The organism is Actinomyces sp. zg296 (assembly GCF_009829695.1).
GTDB classification, from domain to species: domain Bacteria; phylum Actinomycetota; class Actinomycetes; order Actinomycetales; family Actinomycetaceae; genus Actinomyces; species Actinomyces marmotae.
The window spans coordinates 46,310-63,436 of sequence record NZ_VWPG01000007.1; the positions used below are offsets into that span (position 1 = coordinate 46,310).

19 protein-coding genes are annotated in these 17,127 nt (G+C 71.6%); 15 read left to right on the forward strand and 4 right to left on the reverse strand.

Annotated elements, in window-relative coordinates:
* Positions 1-64: 64 nt before the first annotated feature.
* The 12 genes from GVV76_RS07205 to GVV76_RS07260 all read left to right on the forward strand — a co-directional run bounded on the left by GVV76_RS07205 (position 65) and on the right by GVV76_RS07260 (position 10,214).
* Complete coding sequence (locus GVV76_RS07205) at positions 65-847, forward strand: L-threonylcarbamoyladenylate synthase (RefSeq protein WP_236263299.1); 783 nt, start codon at positions 65-67, stop codon at positions 845-847.
* Positions 844-2,070: an MraY family glycosyltransferase gene (locus GVV76_RS07210; RefSeq protein WP_159626045.1), complete on the forward strand. Its 1,227-nt coding sequence runs from the start codon at positions 844-846 to the stop codon at positions 2,068-2,070. Before GVV76_RS07205 ends, GVV76_RS07210 begins: the two co-directional genes overlap by 4 nt.
* A complete protein-coding gene (locus tag GVV76_RS07215; protein WP_159626047.1) occupies positions 2,067-2,546 on the forward strand; it encodes a hypothetical protein in 480 nt (159 codons plus the stop codon). The genes GVV76_RS07210 and GVV76_RS07215 overlap by 4 nt, the downstream gene beginning before the upstream one ends.
* Before the next feature lie 129 nt (positions 2,547-2,675).
* Complete coding sequence (atpB, locus tag GVV76_RS07220; protein WP_159626049.1) at positions 2,676-3,485, forward strand: F0F1 ATP synthase subunit A; 810 nt, start codon at positions 2,676-2,678, stop codon at positions 3,483-3,485.
* A 109-nt stretch (positions 3,486-3,594) separates the two neighbouring features.
* Positions 3,595-3,798, forward strand: coding sequence for an ATP synthase F0 subunit C (gene atpE, locus GVV76_RS07225; protein ID WP_073451362.1), 204 nt, complete (start codon positions 3,595-3,597; stop codon positions 3,796-3,798).
* 18 nt (positions 3,799-3,816) lie between these two features.
* A complete protein-coding gene (locus tag GVV76_RS07230; RefSeq protein ID WP_159626051.1) occupies positions 3,817-4,419 on the forward strand; it encodes a F0F1 ATP synthase subunit B in 603 nt (200 codons plus the stop codon).
* On the forward strand, positions 4,416-5,231 hold the full coding sequence (locus tag GVV76_RS07235; protein ID WP_159626053.1) for a F0F1 ATP synthase subunit delta: 816 nt from the start codon (positions 4,416-4,418) through the stop codon (positions 5,229-5,231). Before GVV76_RS07230 ends, GVV76_RS07235 begins: the two co-directional genes overlap by 4 nt.
* Positions 5,232-5,298: 67 nt before the next feature.
* On the forward strand, positions 5,299-6,930 hold the full coding sequence (gene atpA, locus GVV76_RS07240) for a F0F1 ATP synthase subunit alpha (RefSeq protein ID WP_159523983.1): 1,632 nt from the start codon (positions 5,299-5,301) through the stop codon (positions 6,928-6,930).
* A gap of 3 nt (positions 6,931-6,933) precedes the next feature.
* Complete coding sequence (locus tag GVV76_RS07245) at positions 6,934-7,878, forward strand: F0F1 ATP synthase subunit gamma (protein WP_159523984.1); 945 nt, start codon at positions 6,934-6,936, stop codon at positions 7,876-7,878.
* Between the two features lie 91 nt (positions 7,879-7,969).
* Positions 7,970-9,439, forward strand: coding sequence for a F0F1 ATP synthase subunit beta (gene atpD / locus GVV76_RS07250; RefSeq protein WP_159523985.1), 1,470 nt, complete (start codon positions 7,970-7,972; stop codon positions 9,437-9,439).
* 5 nt (positions 9,440-9,444) lie between these two features.
* Positions 9,445-9,804: a F0F1 ATP synthase subunit epsilon gene (locus GVV76_RS07255; protein WP_159626055.1), complete on the forward strand. Its 360-nt coding sequence runs from the start codon at positions 9,445-9,447 to the stop codon at positions 9,802-9,804.
* Positions 9,805-9,809: 5 nt separating this feature from the next.
* Positions 9,810-10,214 (forward strand): DUF2550 family protein, encoded by a 405-nt coding sequence (locus tag GVV76_RS07260; protein WP_159524013.1) that lies wholly within the window; start codon positions 9,810-9,812, stop codon positions 10,212-10,214.
* 1,012 nt (positions 10,215-11,226) lie between these two features.
* On the opposite strand, the gene GVV76_RS07265 is transcribed toward GVV76_RS07260, so the two are convergent.
* A complete protein-coding gene (locus tag GVV76_RS07265; RefSeq protein WP_159626057.1) occupies positions 11,227-12,570 on the reverse strand; it encodes a heparan-alpha-glucosaminide N-acetyltransferase domain-containing protein in 1,344 nt (447 codons plus the stop codon).
* 102 nt (positions 12,571-12,672) lie between these two features.
* Positions 12,673-13,527, reverse strand: a complete 855-nt coding sequence (locus GVV76_RS07270) for a class I SAM-dependent methyltransferase (RefSeq protein WP_159626059.1) — start codon at positions 13,525-13,527, stop codon at positions 12,673-12,675.
* 77 nt (positions 13,528-13,604) lie between these two features.
* On the opposite strand from GVV76_RS07270, the gene nucS reads away from it, so the two are divergent.
* Positions 13,605-14,300 carry an endonuclease NucS gene (gene nucS / locus GVV76_RS07275; protein ID WP_159523989.1) on the forward strand — a complete coding sequence of 232 codons (696 nt, stop codon included), beginning with the start codon at positions 13,605-13,607 and terminating at the stop codon, positions 14,298-14,300.
* 62 nt (positions 14,301-14,362) lie between these two features.
* On the opposite strand, the gene GVV76_RS07280 is transcribed toward nucS, so the two are convergent.
* Positions 14,363-14,521, reverse strand: coding sequence for a hypothetical protein (locus GVV76_RS07280; protein WP_159626061.1), 159 nt, complete (start codon positions 14,519-14,521; stop codon positions 14,363-14,365).
* 33 nt (positions 14,522-14,554) lie between these two features.
* On the opposite strand from GVV76_RS07280, the gene GVV76_RS10215 reads away from it, so the two are divergent.
* Together GVV76_RS10215 and GVV76_RS07290 are read left to right on the forward strand one after the other, a co-directional pair.
* Entirely contained in the window at positions 14,555-14,737 is a 183-nt protein-coding gene (locus GVV76_RS10215; RefSeq protein WP_201292215.1) for a hypothetical protein, read from the forward strand.
* Between the two features lie 22 nt (positions 14,738-14,759).
* On the forward strand, positions 14,760-15,992 hold the full coding sequence (locus tag GVV76_RS07290) for an N-acetylglucosamine-6-phosphate deacetylase (protein WP_159626063.1): 1,233 nt from the start codon (positions 14,760-14,762) through the stop codon (positions 15,990-15,992).
* A gap of 227 nt (positions 15,993-16,219) precedes the next feature.
* Here the strand turns inward: GVV76_RS07290 and purU are convergent, their stop codons facing one another.
* Positions 16,220-17,122 (reverse strand): formyltetrahydrofolate deformylase, encoded by a 903-nt coding sequence (purU, locus tag GVV76_RS07295; RefSeq protein ID WP_159523993.1) that lies wholly within the window; start codon positions 17,120-17,122, stop codon positions 16,220-16,222.
* Positions 17,123-17,127: the final 5 nt, after the last annotated feature.

The following is a 17,127-nucleotide window of genomic DNA, read 5'->3' on the forward strand; positions in this document are numbered from 1 at the left end:
CCGCCCCGTGACAAGCCGGGAGCAGCGCCTGGGCCGTGACGCGATCCGTGCGAGGATACGGGGCGTGACCCAGACGAGCTCCCCCATGGGCGCCGCCGCCCCCGAGCGCGACGGCGACGGCGGTGACCACGACGAGAGCGCCGGCGTCATCGCCGCCGCCGCGGAGCGCGCCCGAGCCGGAGGCCTGGTCATCACGCCGACCGACACGGTCTACGGCATCGGAACCACCGCCGCCGACGCGGCCGCCGTCGCGCGCCTCCTGGACTCCAAGGGGCGCGGCCGCCAGATGCCCCCGCCCGTCCTCGTGGCGGGGCGGGACCAGCTCGACGGCGTCGTCGCCGATCCCCCCGACGCGGCCCTTGCCCTCATGGACGCCCTCTGGCCCGGCGCCCTGACCCTCGTCCTGGACGCCGCGCCCGCGCTGGCATGGGACCTGGGGGAGACCGGCGGGACCATCGCCGTGCGCATGCCCGACCACCCCCTGGCCCTCGCCCTCCTGCGCGCCGCCGGCCCCATGGCCGTCACCAGCGCGAACCGCACGGGGGAGCCGCCGGCCACCGATGCCGCCAGCGCGAGGCGGGCCTTCCCCGGCCGCGTCACCGACGCCCCCGGCGCGCTCGCGGCCGAGGGCGGCCGGCCCAGCATCCTGCTCATCGACGGCGGGCCCACGCCCGGTCCCGTCCCCTCGACCATCGTCTCCCTGGCCGGTGACGACGCCACCAGGCCCCGCGTCCTGCGCGAGGGCCTCATCCCGGCCCACCGGATCGAGGAGGCCCTCAAGCCCCTGCTCGCCCCCCTGGCGGGCCCGAGCGCGGCGCCCGGGCCGGCGGAGGAGGGCCGCGCGTGAGGGTCTACCTGCTCATCCTGCTCATCGCCGCCGCGGCCACCTACATGTCCGTGCCGATCGTGCGGCACATCGCCCTCGTCTCCCACGCGCTCACCCCCGTGCGGGAGCGGGACGTCCACACCACGCCGATCCCCCGGCTCGGCGGCGTCGCCATGTTCGTCGGCCTGGCCACCGCCATCGCCGTGGCCTCGCGCATCCCCTACCTCGCCAGCACGATCGACGCCAGCGCCTGGGCGGTGGTCATCGGGGCGGGACTCGTGTGCCTCCTGGGCGTCGTCGACGACCTGTGGGAACTCGACTGGATGACGAAACTCGCCGGCCAGATCCTCGCCGCCGGCGTCATGGCCTCCCAGGGGGTCCAGCTCATCACCTTCCCCGTGGGGGGCCTGACCATCGGCTCCTCCCGGCTCTCCCTGGCCGCCACCGTGGTGGTCATCATCGTGGTCATCAACGCCGTCAACTTCGTCGACGGGCTCGACGGGCTGGCCGCGGGGATCATCGGGATCGGCGCCACGGCCTTCTTCATCTACGTCTACATCCTCACCAGGGCCACCAGCCCCCAGGCCTACGCCTCGCTGGCCGCCACCGTCATGGCCGCCCTCATCGGCGTGTGCCTGGGCTTCCTGCCCCACAACTTCAACCCCGCCACGATCTTCATGGGCGACTCCGGCTCCATGCAGCTCGGGCTCGTCTCCGCGGTGGGCACGATCATCGTCACCGGGCAGATCGACCCGGGCACGATCACCGGCTCCTCGGCCGTGCCCGTGTTCCTGCCCCTCATCCTGCCCGTCGCTATCCTCCTGATCCCCCTGACCGACATGCTCATGGCCGTCACCCGCCGGACCCTGGCGGGCAGGAGCCCCTTCCATCCCGACAAGCTCCACCTGCACCACCGGCTCCTCGCGGGCGGGCACTCGCACCGCCGGGCCGTCCTGACCATGTACCTGTGGGCCGCCATCGGATCCTTCTCCGTCGTGGCGCTGGCGATCCTGCCCTGGCGGCGAGTGGCCTGCGGCGCCCTCATCGCCGTCCTCATCGCGCTGGCCCTGACCACCGACATCCTCCCCGGCGTCGGCCCCGGGGCCAGGAAGCGCGCCCGCCACCAGGCCTCTCAGGCCTTCCGAGCCGCGGCGCCCCGCAGATCCCGCCCCCATGTGGCCCCCGGACCCGCCGCGGAGGCCCAGGCCCCCGACGCCGTCCCCGCGCCAGGGGAGCGACCGTGAGCGCGCCCGACGCAGTGGGGCGCCCCACCGCCCGGACCGCCGAGACGGCCTTCCGCGCTGCCGGGCGGCGGGTCGCCGTCATCGGCACCGCGCTGGCCGCCGCCTGCCTCGCCGCCGGGGCGGCCAGTGGCGGCCGGGCCCTGGCCGGCGCGGCCTGGGGCGCTGGCGCGGGCCTGGTCTTGACCGTCATCACCGCCGTCGCCCTGCTCGTGCCGTGGCAGCGCTTCCCCCTCATGGCCCCGGCCGGCGTCATGCTCTCCTTCGCGGCCAAGATCGCCGTCATGGTGGCGGTGGTCCTGCTGGCCGGGCCCCACCGGGCGGGTTTCTCCCGCCCGTGGTTCCTCGCCTCCCTGTCGCTCATCCTCATCGTGGTGACCATCGTGGAGGTCGTGGCCCTGGCGAGAGGGCGGGCCCTGACCGTCGAGAGCCAGGGGGAGGCCGGGCCCGCGCCGCCGCGCCCCGCCAATGTGAGATGACAGTCGTCGCGCCGGGCAACGTGGAGTAGTGTTGTGGTGCGATGCCAGTGCTCGCCGCCCCGGGCGGACGGCACCGGCGTTTTCGCCCTGATCGATCGCACCGGACAGCCTTGAGGAGGCCATGTGCCAATGAGCGCAACTCTCGTGGCCAGCGCGCTCGCGCCCGCCTCGCGGGAGGGATTCGAGCCGCCGTCGATCTCCGACTTCTTCCCGGAGGCCTTCGCCTTCGTGGGAACGCCGTTCGAGATGAACCGCATCATGATGATCCGCCTCATCATGACCGGCGTCCTGGTCCTGTTCTTCGCGATCGGGGCCTCGCGGGCGCGCGTCGTGCCCGGGCGCTTCCAGGGCGCCTGCGAGACGCTCATCGACTTCGCCCGCGTCAACATCGCCGAGGAGATCATCGGCAAGCGCCGGGCCGCGCCCTACGTCCCGATCATCACCACGATCTTCCTGGGCGTGCTGTTCCTCAACATCTCCGGCGTCATCCCCGGGCTCAATATCGCCGCCACGAGCGTCATCGGCATGCCGATCGTCTTCGCCGTGGTCGCCTACATCGCCTTCACCTACGCGGGGATCAAGAGCCACGGCGTCCTCGGGTACATGCGCTCCCAGGTGCTCCCCGGGGGCGTGCCCAAGGCGCTGTGGATCCTCATCATCCCCATCGAGTTCTTCTCGAACCTCGTCATGCGGCCGGTGACCCTGACGATCCGACTCCTGGCCAACATGGTCTCGGGCCACTTCCTCCTGGCGCTGTGCTACGCGGCGACCAACGCCCTGTTCATCCACGCGGCCGGGGCGCTCAAGGGCCTGGGGGCGCTCACCTTCGGGGCCTCGATCGCCTTCGTCTTCTTCGAGCTCTTCGTCGCCGCCCTCCAGGCCTACATCTTCGCCCTGCTCACCGCCGTGTACATCGACTCATCGATTAACGCCCACTGATCGCTCCCGCAGCGATCCCCCACGCACCGACAATCCAATCACCAGCAAGCCACCCGGGCCCACCCGGGGACGACGAGAACCCTCGTTCAGACTCTCAAGGAGAAGCAACATGACCGGATCCATCGCCACCATCGGCTTCGGCCTGGCCACCCTCGGCCCCGGCATCGGCATCGGCATCCTCGTCGGCAAGACGCAGGAGGGCACCGCCCGCCAGCCCGAGGTCGCCGGCGCCCTGCGCACCAACATGTTCATCGGCGCGGCCCTTATCGAGGCCCTCGGTCTGCTGGGCTTCGCCGCGGGCTTCGCCTTCTGATCGGCGACGGTCATCCCCATGGCCCCCGTCATGATCACCACCCTCGCCGCGGCCTCGGAGACTGCGTCGGGGGAGGAGCACAGCCTCCTCCTGCCCCACACCTATGACCTGGTCTGGGGCACGATCTCCTTTGCCATCGTGGCGCTGGTGCTCATCAAGTACGCCCTGCCCCGCTTCACGAGGGTCCTCGACGAGCGCACCGCGCGCATCGAGGAGGGCCTCGCCTTCGCGGACAAGGCCAAGAAGGACCAGGCCGGCGCCGAGCAGCGCGCCGCCCGTCTCGTGGAGGAGGCGCGCCGCGAGGCAGCCTCCATCCGGGAGAAGGCCCAGGGCGAGGCCGCCGCCATCGTGGCCGCCGCCCGCGCCGAGGCCCAGGCAGAGGCGGGCAAGGCCCTTGACGCCGCCCAGCGCCAGATCCTCGCCGAGCGCCAGGCCGCCCAGATCTCGCTGCGCGCGGAGGTCGGCCTGCTGGCCTCCACTCTCGCCGAGCGGATCGTCGGCGAGCAGCTCAAGGACGCCGAGTTGTCCAGCCGCGTCATCGATCGCTTCCTCGATGAGCTCGAGGCCGCCCCCGCGACCCCGGGCGTCGACGGCGGCGCCTCCGTGGAGGAGCTCCGGTGAACCAGGGCACATCCGCGACCCGCGCCGCCACCCGCGCCGCATGGACCCCCGTCCTGCGCGACGCGGGCGCCTACGGCCAGGAGCTGGGCCAGCAGATCCTGGCCATGGCCCACGAGATCGCCGCGCACCCCCTGCGCGGGCCGTTGACCGACCCCGGGCGGAGCGGTGAGGACAAGGCCGCACTCGCCTCCCGGCTCTTCTCCGGCCGCCTCGACGAGCGCGTCGTCGAGCTCCTGCGCGGCATGGCGCGCGGGCGCTGGTCCAAGCCCGTCCACCTCATCTCCGCCCTGCATGACCTGGGCATTGAGGCGATCCTCGCCGGCGCCCACGCCGATGGCACCGTGGCTGACATCGAGCGGGAGGTCTTCGAGGCCTCGGAGATCATCGGCCAGGACCGCGAGTTGCGTGAGGCCCTGGAGCCCTCGCGCAGGGCCACCACCGAGCAGCGGGTGCGCCTGGCCGAGGAGGTCTTCGGCCGGCACCTGTCCGCGCCCGCCATGAGCCTGGTGCGCTGGTGCGTTCGCCACCACGCCGAGGGCGGCCCCCGGCGCAACCTGCGCCGCGTCGTCGAGCGCGCCGCGGCCCTCCAGCGCCGCACCATCGCCGACGTCGTCACCGCGGCCCCCATGACCAGCGCGCAGGAGGCCCGGCTGCTGGCCATCCTCACCAAGCGGCTCGGCACCGAGGTCGAGCTCAACACCTCGATCGACCCCGCGGTCATCGGCGGGGCGCGTATCGCCATCAAGAGCCACATCATCGACCACACGGTGCGCAGCGCCGTCGCTGACCTGCGCGCCCAGCTCGCGGGATGAGCCCCGCCTCCCACCACCGGGCGCAGGCCGCCCCCACCGACTCAATGCTTCGCAAAGGAGACCAAAGATGGCAGAGCTGACCATCAAGGCCGAGGAGATCCGCTCGGCGCTCAGTGATTTCGCGCGGGCCTACAAGCCCGCGGAGGTCGCCGCCGAGGAGGTCGGACACGTCATCTTCGCCGCCGACGGCATCGCCCACGTCGAGGGCCTGCCCGGCGTCATGGCCAACGAGTTGCTCACCTTCGAGGACGGCACCGCCGGACTGGCCATGAACCTCGACGAGCGCCAGATCGGCGTCGTCGTCCTGGGCGACTTCGCCGGCGTCGACGAGGGCCAGACCGTGCGCCGCACCGGCGAGGTCCTGTCCGTCCCCGTGGGCGACGCCTTCCTGGGCCGCGTCGTCGACCCGCTGGGCCGGCCCATCGACGGCCTGGGCGAGATCGCCTCCGAGGGGCGCCGCGCCCTGGAGCTCCAGGCCCCCGGCGTCATGGCCCGCAAGTCCGTTCATGAGCCGCTCCAGACGGGGCTGAAGGCCATCGACTCGATGATCCCCATCGGCCGCGGCCAGCGCCAGCTCATCATCGGCGACCGCAAGACCGGCAAGACCGCCATCGCCCTGGACACCATCCTCAACCAGAAGGACGCCTGGGAGACCGGCGACCCCGCCAAGCAGGTCCGCTGCATCTACGTAGCCACCGGGCAGAAGGGCTCGACCATCGCCGCCGTGCGCGCGGCCCTGGAGGAGCGCGGCGCGCTGGAGTACACGACCATCGTCGCCTCCCCGGCATCCGACCCCGCCGGCTTCAAGTACCTCTCCCCGTACACCGGCTCGGCCATCGGCCAGCACTGGATGTACGCCGGCAAGCACGTCCTCATCGTCTTCGACGACCTGTCCAAGCAGGCCGAGGCCTACCGCGCGGTCTCCCTCCTCCTGCGCCGCCCGCCGGGCCGCGAGGCCTACCCCGGCGACGTCTTCTACCTGCACTCGCGCCTGCTCGAGCGCTGCGCGAAGCTCTCCGACGACCTGGGCGCCGGCTCCATGACCGGCCTGCCGGTCATCGAGACCAAGGCCAACGACGTCTCGGCCTACATTCCCACCAACGTCATCTCCATTACCGACGGGCAGATCTTCCTTCAGTCCGACCTGTTCAACTCCGATCAGCGCCCCGCCGTCGACGTCGGGATCTCGGTGTCCCGAGTCGGCGGAGCGGCCCAGATCAAGGCGATGAAGAAGGTCGCCGGAACCCTCAAGATCACGCTGGCGCAGTACCGCTCCATGCAGGCCTTCGCCATGTTCGCCTCCGACCTGGACGCCACCACCCGCGCCCAGCTGACCCGCGGCGAGCGCCTCATGGAGCTGCTCAAGCAGCCCCAGTTCACCCCCTACCCCGTTGAGGAGCAGGTGGTGAGCGTGTGGACGGGCACCAACGGGTACCTCGACGACCTCGAGGTGGCCGATGTCCTGCCCTTCGAGGCGGCCCTCCTGGACCACCTGCGCCGCAACTCCACCGTCCTGGCGGCCATCCGAGACACCGGGCAGCTCTCCGAGGAGACCGAGGCCGCGCTGCGTGCCGCCGTCGAGTCCTTCCGCACCACCTACCTCTCCGGCGGGCGGATGCTCTCCGGCGAGGTCGCCGACGCCGAGGACGAGGTCGTCGCCGAGCGCACGAGCGAGCAGATCGTGCTCAAGAGGGGCTGACCCGTGGCAGGCAACCAGCGCGTCTACAAGCAGCGCATCCGGTCGACCCAGACCCTCCAGAAGGTGTTCCGGGCCATGGAGCTCATCGCCTCCTCCCGGATCGGCGCCGCGCGCCGCAGCGCCGCTGAGGCGGGGCCCTACGATCACGCGCTGAGCCAGGCCGTGGCCGCCGTCGGAACCTACTCCGGCCTGGACCATCCCATCACGCGCGAGCGCGAGGACACCGATCGGGTGGCCGTCGTCGTGGTCACCTCCGACCGCGGCATGGCCGGCGCCTACTCCGCCACCATCCTGCGCGAGTCCGAGCGGCTCATCGAGCACCTCGTGGAGGACGGCAAGGAGCCGATCCTGTTCACCTACGGGCGGCGCGCGCAGAACTACTTCGCCTTCCGCGGTCGCACCGTGGAGCACTCCTGGACGGGGGACTCCGACCGCCCCAGCGCCGAGCACATCGAGGAGGTCGCCACCCGCCTCCTCGAGTACTTCCTCGCCCCCGCCGACTCCGGGGGAGTGGCTGAGGTCCACATCGTCTTCACCCGCTACGTCTCCATGGTCTCCCAGGTGCCGGAGGTCCGCCGGATGCTCCCGCTGACGGTCGTGGACCTGGGCGGTCCGGGGGAGATCAACCGCGAGGACATCGCCGCCACCCAGGCGGTCCAGCTCTCCGCCATTAAGGGAACCCAGCCCCTCTACGAGTTCGTGCCCTCCACCTCCAAGGTGCTCGATGCGCTCCTGACCCGCTACGTGGGCTCGCGCATCCGCAACGCCCTGCTCCAGTCGGCGGCCTCCGAGCTGGCCAGCCGCCAGCAGGCCATGCACACGGCCACGGACAACGCCGAGGAGCTCATCACCACCTACACCCGGCTTGCCAATGCGGCCCGCCAGGCGGATATCACCCAGGAGATCTCCGAGATCGTCTCCGGCGCCGACTCCCTCGCCGCCGAATAGACCTCACCGACAACCCCGGCGGCCCCGCCGCCCGCAAGACCCGACTCAACGTCAATAGGCATCGACAGACTCAGACATGGAAGAGCGCATCATGGATGACACCACCACCCAGGCCGCCCCGGACACCACCGAGGCGGGCCCCGGCACCGGCCGCGTCACGCGGATCATCGGCGCCGTCGTCGACGTCGAGTTCCCACCGGACGCGATCCCCGCGATGTACAACGCCCTCAAGGTGACCATTCAGGCCACCAGCGAGGGCGAGGAGGCGCGCGAGATCACCCTCGAGGTCGCCCAGCACCTGGGGGACAACATCGTGCGGGCCATCTCCCTCAAGCCCACCGACGGGCTCGTGCGCGGCACCGAGGTCCGCGACACCGGCGCCCCCATCTCCGTGCCGGTCGGCGACGTCACCAAGGGCCATGTCTTCAACGTCACCGGCGAGGTCCTCAATCTCGCCGAGGGCGAGACCCTGGAGGTCACCGAGCGCTGGCCCATCCACCGCCAGCCCCCGACCTTCGAGCAGCTGGAGTCCAAGGAGCAGATGTTCGAGACCGGCATCAAGGTCATCGACCTGCTCACCCCCTACGTCCAGGGCGGCAAGATCGGCCTGTTCGGCGGCGCCGGCGTGGGCAAGACCGTCCTCATCCAGGAGATGATCCAGCGCGTGGCCCAGAACCACGGTGGTGTCTCCGTGTTCGCCGGCGTCGGTGAGCGCACCCGTGAGGGCAACGACCTCATCGTCGAGATGGAGGAGGCGGGCGTCTTCGACAAGACCGCCCTCGTGTTCGGCCAGATGGACGAGCCGCCGGGCACGCGCCTGCGCGTGGCGCTGTCCGCCCTGACGATGGCCGAGTACTTCCGCGACGTCCAGCACCAGGACGTGCTGCTGTTCATCGACAACATCTTCCGCTTCACCCAGGCTGGCTCCGAGGTCTCCACGCTGCTGGGCCGCATGCCCTCGGCCGTGGGCTACCAGCCGAACCTCGCCGATGAGATGGGCCTGCTCCAGGAGCGCATCACCTCGGCCGGCGGCCACTCCATCACCTCCCTGCAGGCCATCTACGTGCCCGCGGACGACTACACCGACCCCGCCCCGGCCACGACCTTCGCCCACCTTGACGCCACCACCGAGCTCAGCCGTGAGATCGCCTCGCGGGGCATCTACCCCGCGGTGGACCCGCTGGCCTCCTCCTCGCGTCTGCTGGCCCCCCAGTACGTGGGCCAGGAGCACTACGACGTCGCCACCCGGGTCAAGTCCATCCTGCAGAAGAACAAGGAACTCCAGGACATCATCGCGATCCTCGGTGTCGACGAGCTGAGCGAGCAGGACAAGGTCACGGTGGCCCGCGCCCGGCGCATCGAGCAGTTCCTGAGCCAGAACACCTACATGGCGGAGAAGTTCACCGGCGTGCCCGGCTCCACCGTGCCCCTGGCCGAGACCGTCGAGGCCTTCAAGCGGATCTGCGACGGCGACTACGACTCCTACCCCGAGCAGGCGTTCTACAACATCGGCGGCATCGAGGACCTCGAGCGCCGGGCCGCCGAGCTCGCCGGGAAGTGAGCGCCATGGCGCCCGCAGTGCTCACGGTTGAGATCGTCTCCCGCAACGGGGGCACCGCCTGGGAGGGCGAGGCCTCCCAGGTCTCCGTGCCGCTCGACGACGGCGAGATGGGCATCCTACCCGGGCACCAGCCGGTCCTGGCGCTGCTGGGCACCGGGACTGTCCGGCTGACCACCGTGCAGGGGGCGCCCGTCGAGGTGCCGGTCGCCAGGGGCTTCTGCTCCGTGGACCACAACATGATCACCGTGGCGGCCGATCTGGCGGGGGCGGAGATCGCCACCGCCGGGGCTGCCGGGGCCGGGGTCGGCTCGGCTGGCGCCGCCGGGGCCGGTGAGCCGAGCGGCACGACGATGAGCGCGGAGTGACGAGGATGGGGCAGGTGCTCATGGTCCTCGCGCTGGTGGCCCTGTCCGTCGTCGTCCCCCTCGTTATCTTCCTGACCCGGCTGCGCTCGATCGCCGGGCGCGTGGGCTCCTTCGAGTGCGCCCTGCAGCGGCCCGGAGGCATGACCTGGACCTCCGGGCTCGCGCTGTTCACCGATGACTCCCTGCGGTGGTACCGGCTCGTCTCGGTGTCCCCCCGGCCCGCCGCCCACTGGACCCGGGGGGCGATCGAGCTCGGCCAGGCCGTGAGGCGATTCGAGAACGGCAAGGTCCTTGAGGTCCCCTGCACCATCGCGGGCCAGCGCTATAAGCTGGCGATGCATGAGGCCTCCCACTCCGCCCTCGTCGCCTGGTTGGAGTCGGCGGCCCCCACCCAGCCCACCCTCCTCTAACCCCCCCCCTTATGAGCGAGACCGGTCGAAAATAGGAGCGAGACCGGTCGAAATGACGGTCGAGACCGGTTGAAAATAGGAGCGAGACCGGTCGATCGGTGCTTTTCGCACTGAGTGGTGCCATTCGCACCCACTGGTGCGGGTAGCACGCACCGCTCGGTGCAAATGGCTCCGCTCGGTGCGAGTTGCGCGTGTCGGCGGTCGGCCCGGGGCGGCCCGGGCGTCGGGGGTGCCCTGGGGGCATGGCCGACGACGAGATGCTGGCTTGAGGCACGCCGGGCGTTGATCAGTGGCTCCCTCGCGCTTTGGCCGTGCCAGCGTCACCGGGGTCGACGAGCATGTGTGGCGCCACACGCGCAAGGGCGACAAGCGCGTCACCGCGGTCATCGACCCGCCCCCTGTGCGCGAGAGCACCGGGGCCGGCCTACCTTCCCGACATGGTCCCACGGCCGCTCCAAGCAAGCGCTCACAACCTGGCCGTCGCCCCAGGCCTGGCCGGAGGGCATCGAGGCGATCGCCATGGAGGGCTTCACGGGGCTCAAGACCAGCACCACCCAGCAGATGGCCGACGCTGCCCCGTGCTGGCCCCTTCCACGTGGCGCGGCTGGCTGGCCACGACCCAACCAGTGCCGCCAGCGCATCCAGCACAGCCGCGTGGCCACGACTGCCGGCCCAGCGTCCCCTGCGCAAGGCCCGCCCGATCCCGCGCCCCGACACCGACCTGATCACCCCCAGCCCCCGAAGCAAGCGGGTTGACACTCCTGCAACACCCCTTAATCAGAAGAGCCGGTTATCGGCTGGGCGAGCGTCCGGGGCGAGCAGCAGGGCCCCACCCAGTCCAGCGCCACGGGCCATTACGAGCCGGACACGGCGTCGAGAGGCCTGCCGCTGGGAGGAATCGCGGCAGTTGGACCGGTCTCGCTCGTGATTTCGACCGGTCTCGGTCCTGATATCGACCGGTCTCGCTCGTGATTTCGACCGGTCTCGGTCCTGATATCGACCGGTCTCGCTCTTATTTTCGACCGGTCTCGGCGAGGGGGAGGGGGCGAGGGGGAGGGGGCGGGGTGCTGGGGGCCCGGGTGGCCCGCAGGGAGATGACATGCACAACGTGCTCCATCGGCCCGCGGACGAAGACGGCCAGCCAGGCCATCGCGAAGGCCGCCAGGACGCCCATCATGATCATCAGAGGCCTGTTCGTCTGGACGCTCGTGAGGTCGAAGGCCCAGATCGCCACGATATGCGCGCTGTAGATCGTCAGGGACATCGATCCCATGGCGGCCAGCGGCGCGAGCAGCCACCGCGCCCACGCCCCCGCCGAGGCCAGCAGGCTCAGCAGCGCGATGACGGCCACCGCCACTCCGCCGGAGCCCACGGCCTCGAAGAAGCTGTTCGTGTGCGGCTTTGCCGAGAGCAGCACCGGCCACTCGGAGGAGCCGCTGATCGCCTCGCCGTCGCCGCAGCTCGGCATCTCGACTTTGACGGCCCGGTCCGCCTCGGGCTCCGGGAGCCCATCGGAGCCGACGACGGAGGCGCCCCGGCTCGTGGGAACGGCGAGGTGGAAGGCGTCCGGCTCGTCGGCCCCCGCCGCGCGCGTGAGCACGTAGGCGCCGCCGTAGCCGAGCACCGCGCACAGCGCCCCGATCGCCGCGAGCCTGACCAGGCGCCGGGTCCCGCTGATCCCCATCCTCGCGAGCCCCATCCCCAAGAAGATGAAGGACATCCACACCGCGCCGGGGTAGGCGCCCGTGATGAACATGCCCAGGAGCGCCTCGGAGCCGTCGGAGGCGGCGGGCGAGGAAGCCAGGCCCAGTCGCGCCATCGCCAGCGGGAGCGCCTTGAGGACGAGCGGCCCGAGGGCGGCGGTGGCCGCCGCGGCGATGAGCAGCCTGCGGGCGCCCCAGTGGAGGACCGGCAGGGCCACGGCGAACCAGGCCGCGTAGTAGCCCAGGATGATCGCAACCCCGGTGGTGAAGGTGATGAGCGCCCCGGCGATCGCCATGAGCAGCACCGCGCGCACGAGGATCCGCAGCCGCGTGCGCAGGAGGCGCTCGCCCGTGTGGGGCGTCTCGCGCCCGGACATGATCCCGAGCGAGAACCCCGCGATGATCGCGAAGAGAACCGCGGAGCGGCCGTGCGCCAGGTTGAGCCAGCCCGGCAGCGTGTCGAGCCCGCAGCTCGTTACGCCCACATGGGCCGCCGCCATGCCGAACAGCGCGACGCCCCGAGCGGCGTCGAGGCCGATGAGCCGGGCTTTCCCGGCCGTCCCGGTGAGGTACGGCCCCCGGCGCAGGCGCAGGCGCCAACTCGCCGGATCGGGGGCGGGGCCGGGCGGTGCCGCGGCGCTCGTGCTGGTCACTCGTGGGGCTCCTCAGGGTACGGCTAGCCATTGGTCAATGGTCAGATCATCACCCCATCGCGGGCTGCCGCGTGAATCGGCTCGTCAGCCGGGGCGACCGGCTCAGCGGCGGACGAAGGAGAGCAGGAGGAGGTCATCGCGCGCCGGTCCCGGCTCCAGGCCGATCCGCGCGGCCCGGGCGCGCAGGCGCTCCGGGGTGAGGATCCGCCAGGAGGTGCGGGCCGTGCGCTCATCGATCACATCCCCCGCCGCCGTGCGGACTGTCCATCGCATGCTCCAGCGCATCGAGTCGCCGTCGGGCTCGGCCCGGCCCTCCATGCCGTATCGCAGCCCGCCGACGGCGCTTAGCCCGAAGTCGGTCCACGGAACCTCGGTGGGCTCCAGCGGGCCCTGCAGGGAGATGACGACGACGCCTCCCGGGGCCAGGCGCTCGCCCGTGAAACTCCAGAACCTCTCCTCCTCCGCCTCGTCGAGGTGCCCGAGCACGTTGAGCGCGACGACCGCCCCGAGACGGGAGGGCAGGAGGGGTGCGGCGTCGTCGAGAGTTCCGGGCAGCGCGGTCACGCGCCGCGCCAGGCCGGGAAGGGCGCAGATGGTGGCCATGAGCCCGGCCCGCATGGCCGGATGCGGCTCGACGGCGCACAGCGGGTGATCACCGAGGGCCGCGAGGCAGGGCAGGAGGGCCCCAGTGCCCGAGCCGAGGTCGAGGATCGGCAGCCCGGGCGGAGCGCCGTCGTCGCCGCGGAGGAGCTCTGTGAGCGCGGGGCCCATCGCCTCCACGTAGGGCTGGGCCAGCGCCGCGTGGATGTCGGCATTCGCGCTGTAGAGGTCGCCGGGAGGGCCGGGAGGGCCGGGAGCGTCAGGAGGGCCGGGAGCGTCAGGAGGGCCGGGAGCGTCAGGAGGGTCGGGAGGGGCGGGAGGGCCGGGAGGGCCGGAGGGCGGCTCGGAAGGGATCACGGGGACTCCTCTCACGTCGCGGCTGCCAGCGCGCAGTCTTGTCGTTAGCGACCGAGGCTACCCGCTAGGGTGGGCCGGTGCGCGTTGTCATCGCTTCCTGCTCCGTTGACTACTCCGGCCGCCTGTCCGCCCACCTGGACCGGGCCAACCGCCTCATCATGGTCAAGGCGGACGGCTCCGTGCTCGTCCACTGCGACGGCGGCTCCTACAAGCCGCTGAACTGGATGAGCCCGCCGGCGCGCCTGACCGAGTTGGAACCGGATGCAGAGGACCGCGAGGCCGGCGTCGTCGCCCTCTGGGAGGTCTCCTCCACCAAGACCGACGACCGCCTCGTCATCCGCATCCACGAGATCATCTCGGACGACTCGGTGGACCTGGGCCCCGAGCCGGGCCTGCTCAAGGACGGCGTCGAGGCCCACCTCCAGGAGCTCCTTGCCGAGCAGATCGAGGTCCTGGGCCCCGGCCACCGCCTCGTGCGCCGCGAGTACCCCACCGCCATCGGGCCGGTGGACATCATGGCCAAGGACTCCACGGGGGCGAGCGTCGCCGTCGAGATCAAGCGCGTGGGCGGGATCGACGGCGTCGAGCAGCTCACCCGCTACCTCGACCTCCTGGGGCGCGACCCCCTGCTCGCCCCCGTGCGCGGGGTCTTCGCCGCCCAGACCATCAAGCCCCAGGCGCGCGTGCTCGCCGAGGATCGGGGTATTCGCTGCGTCGTCCTGGACTACGACGCGATGCGCGGCATGGACGACGCCGAATCACGCCTCTTCTGACGGAGTCCCGCCATGACCGCTCGCGCTCCTCGCAAGGCTCCAGCGGGCCGGCCCCTGCCCCGTCAGGCCTCGCTGCTGCGGATCGTGGCGCAGGGGCTCGTGCTCTCCTGGCCCATGCGCGGCACCGTCCACGTCACGGCGGCGGCGGGGGAGTCGCCAGGGGAGAGGCCGGCCACCGCGCCGCCCTCGTCGAGATCGCCCGGCGCTACGCCACGAGTCACGGTCCGATAACCGCCGAGGGCCTCTCCCGCTGGATGACCTTGCCCAAAGGGGAGGCCGCCCGGGCGCTCGCGGACGCCGTCGAGATGACGAACGCGCGGGACTACGCGGCCGACCCGGGCGCGGGAGCCGTGCCGCTGGCCCGGGCGGTGGCCCAAGGAGGGGCCCGGGGGAGCCTGCGGCTGCTGGGCGCGGCCAGCGCGGTCGCGGTTGTCTGATGTCTGGGTCTATGCTGCGAGCATGAGCAGCGCTGCCACCGCCCTGCGCGGACGAGTCGTCACACCGGACGCCATCATCGACGACGGCCTCGTCGTCATCGCGGACCGCCATATCGCCTGGGTCGGGGAGGCCTCGGCGGCGCCTGGCGCGGGATTCGGCGAGGCGCTCCAGGGCGCCGAGGCGGCTCCCGAGGGCGGTTACCTCCTGCCCGGTCTCGTGGACGTGCACTGCCACGGCGGGGGCGGCGAGTCCTTCCCCAACGCCACCGCCCCCGAGCAGGCGATGGTCTCCATCCTGGAACACCGCCGCCACGGCACTACCTCCCTCGTGGCCTCCTGCGTGACGGCGGCCGCCGATGTCTTGAGGGAGCGCACCGCGGTCCTGGCCGAGTTGTGCGACGCCGGCGAGCTCGCCGGCATCCACTTCGAGGGGCCGTTCGTCTCCGTGGAGCGCTGCGGCGCCCAGGACCCGACCTACATCGTCGACCCCGATGCCCCGCTCACCCGCGAGCTCATCGAGTTGGGCCGCGGTCACGTGGTCACGATGACGATCGCCCCGGAGAAGCCCGGCATCACCGGCGACGAGGGCGTCAACGCCGCGCTCATCGAGGGCGGCGCCCTGCCCTCCTTTGGGCACACCGACTCCGGCGCCGCCCCCGTGCGGGCCGCTCTGGCCGATGCCGCCGAGCGCATCGCGGCGCGCCTGGGGGCCGGAGCGCCGATCCGCTCGCCGCGCTCGACGGCGACGCACCTGTTCAACGGCATGCGCCCCATGCACCATCGCGCCCCGGGGCCGGTGCCGGAGTTCCTGGCCGCCGCCCAGCGGGGCGAGTGCGTCCTGGAGATGATCGGCGACGGCGTCCACCTCGATCCGGCGATCGTGCTCGACATGTTCGAGACGCTGGGGCGGGACAACGTCGTCCTCATCACCGATGCGATGGCCGCGGCCGGCATGCCCGATGGCGAGTACGTCCTCGGCCCCCAGGCGGTCACCGTCTCCGAGGGCGTCGCCCGGCTCACCGGCAAGGACGCGATCGCCGGCGGGACGGCGCATCTGATCGACGTCGTGCGCACCACCTGGCGCGGCGGCGTCCCGCTCGTGGACGCCGTGTACGCCGCCTCCGTCCAGGGCGCGACGATCCTCGGGGACGCCAGTATCGGCGCGCTGCGCCCGGGCCTATGGGCCGACGTGCTGGTCACCGACGCCGAACTCGCCCCCGTGCGGGTCCTGCGCCGGGGCGCCGACGTCCTCTGATCGAGACCGGTCGAAATCACGAGCGAGACCGGTCGTTGTCAGGACCGAGACCGGTCGAAATGACGGTCGATACCGGTCGTTGCCAGGATCGAGACCGGTCGAAATGACGGTCGATACCGGTCGTTGCCAGGATCGAGACCGGTGTCAGGGCCGAGACCGGTCCGGGAACCGGTCTCGGTCCTATTTTCGACCGGTCTCGCATCGGGAGGCGCTCGCGGTCAGGCTGGTCAGGGGAAGACGACGGTCCGGTTGCCGTTGAGGAGGACGCGGTGCTCGGCGTGCCACTTAACAGCCTGCGCCAGCACCCGGCGCTCGACGTCCTGACCCTTGCGCTGAAGCGCCACGGGGGAGTCAGCGTGCGAGGCACGCGTGACGTCCTGCTCGATGATCGGCCCCTCGTCCAGGTCCGCCGTCACGTAGTGGGCGGTGGCGCCGATGAGCTTGACGCCGCGCGCGTGAGCCTGGTGGTAGGGCTTGGCGCCCTTGAAGGACGGCAGGAAGGAGTGGTGGATGTTGATGACGTTGCCGCGCAGCCGCTCACACAGGGACTCCGAGAGGATCTGCATGTAGCGCGCCAGCACCACGAGTTCCACGCCGAGCTCGTCCACGAGCCCCAGCAGTTCGGCCTCCGCCTCCGCCTTGGTCTCCTTGGTGACCGGGATGCAGCGGAAGGGGACGCCGTAGAACTCGGCGACGGGCCGCAGGTCCTCATGGTTGCCCACCACGCCCACGACGTCGATCGGCAGGCCCTGGCTGCGAGCGCGGAAGAGCAGGTCGGTCAGGCAGTGGGCGTCCTTGCTCACCATGATGAGCGTGCGCAGGGGGCGATCCACCTCGCCCAGCTCCCATCGCATCGAGTAGGTGCTGGCGAGTTCGGCGAGGTCGGCCTCCAGCTCCGAGCGGGGCACGCGGGTGAGCACTGTCACGCGCATGAAGAACAGGCCGGTCTCCTCATCGCCGAACTGGGAGGACTCGGTGATGTTCCCACCGCGCCGGGCCAGCGCCCCCGTGACCGCATGGACGATCCCGGGCCGGTCCGGGCAGGACAGGGTGAGGACGAGATGGGCGGTGGGGGAGGGCTCCGACGGCGTGGCGGGAGCCGTCGCGGGCGTGGTGGCGGGAGCAGTCATGGGCG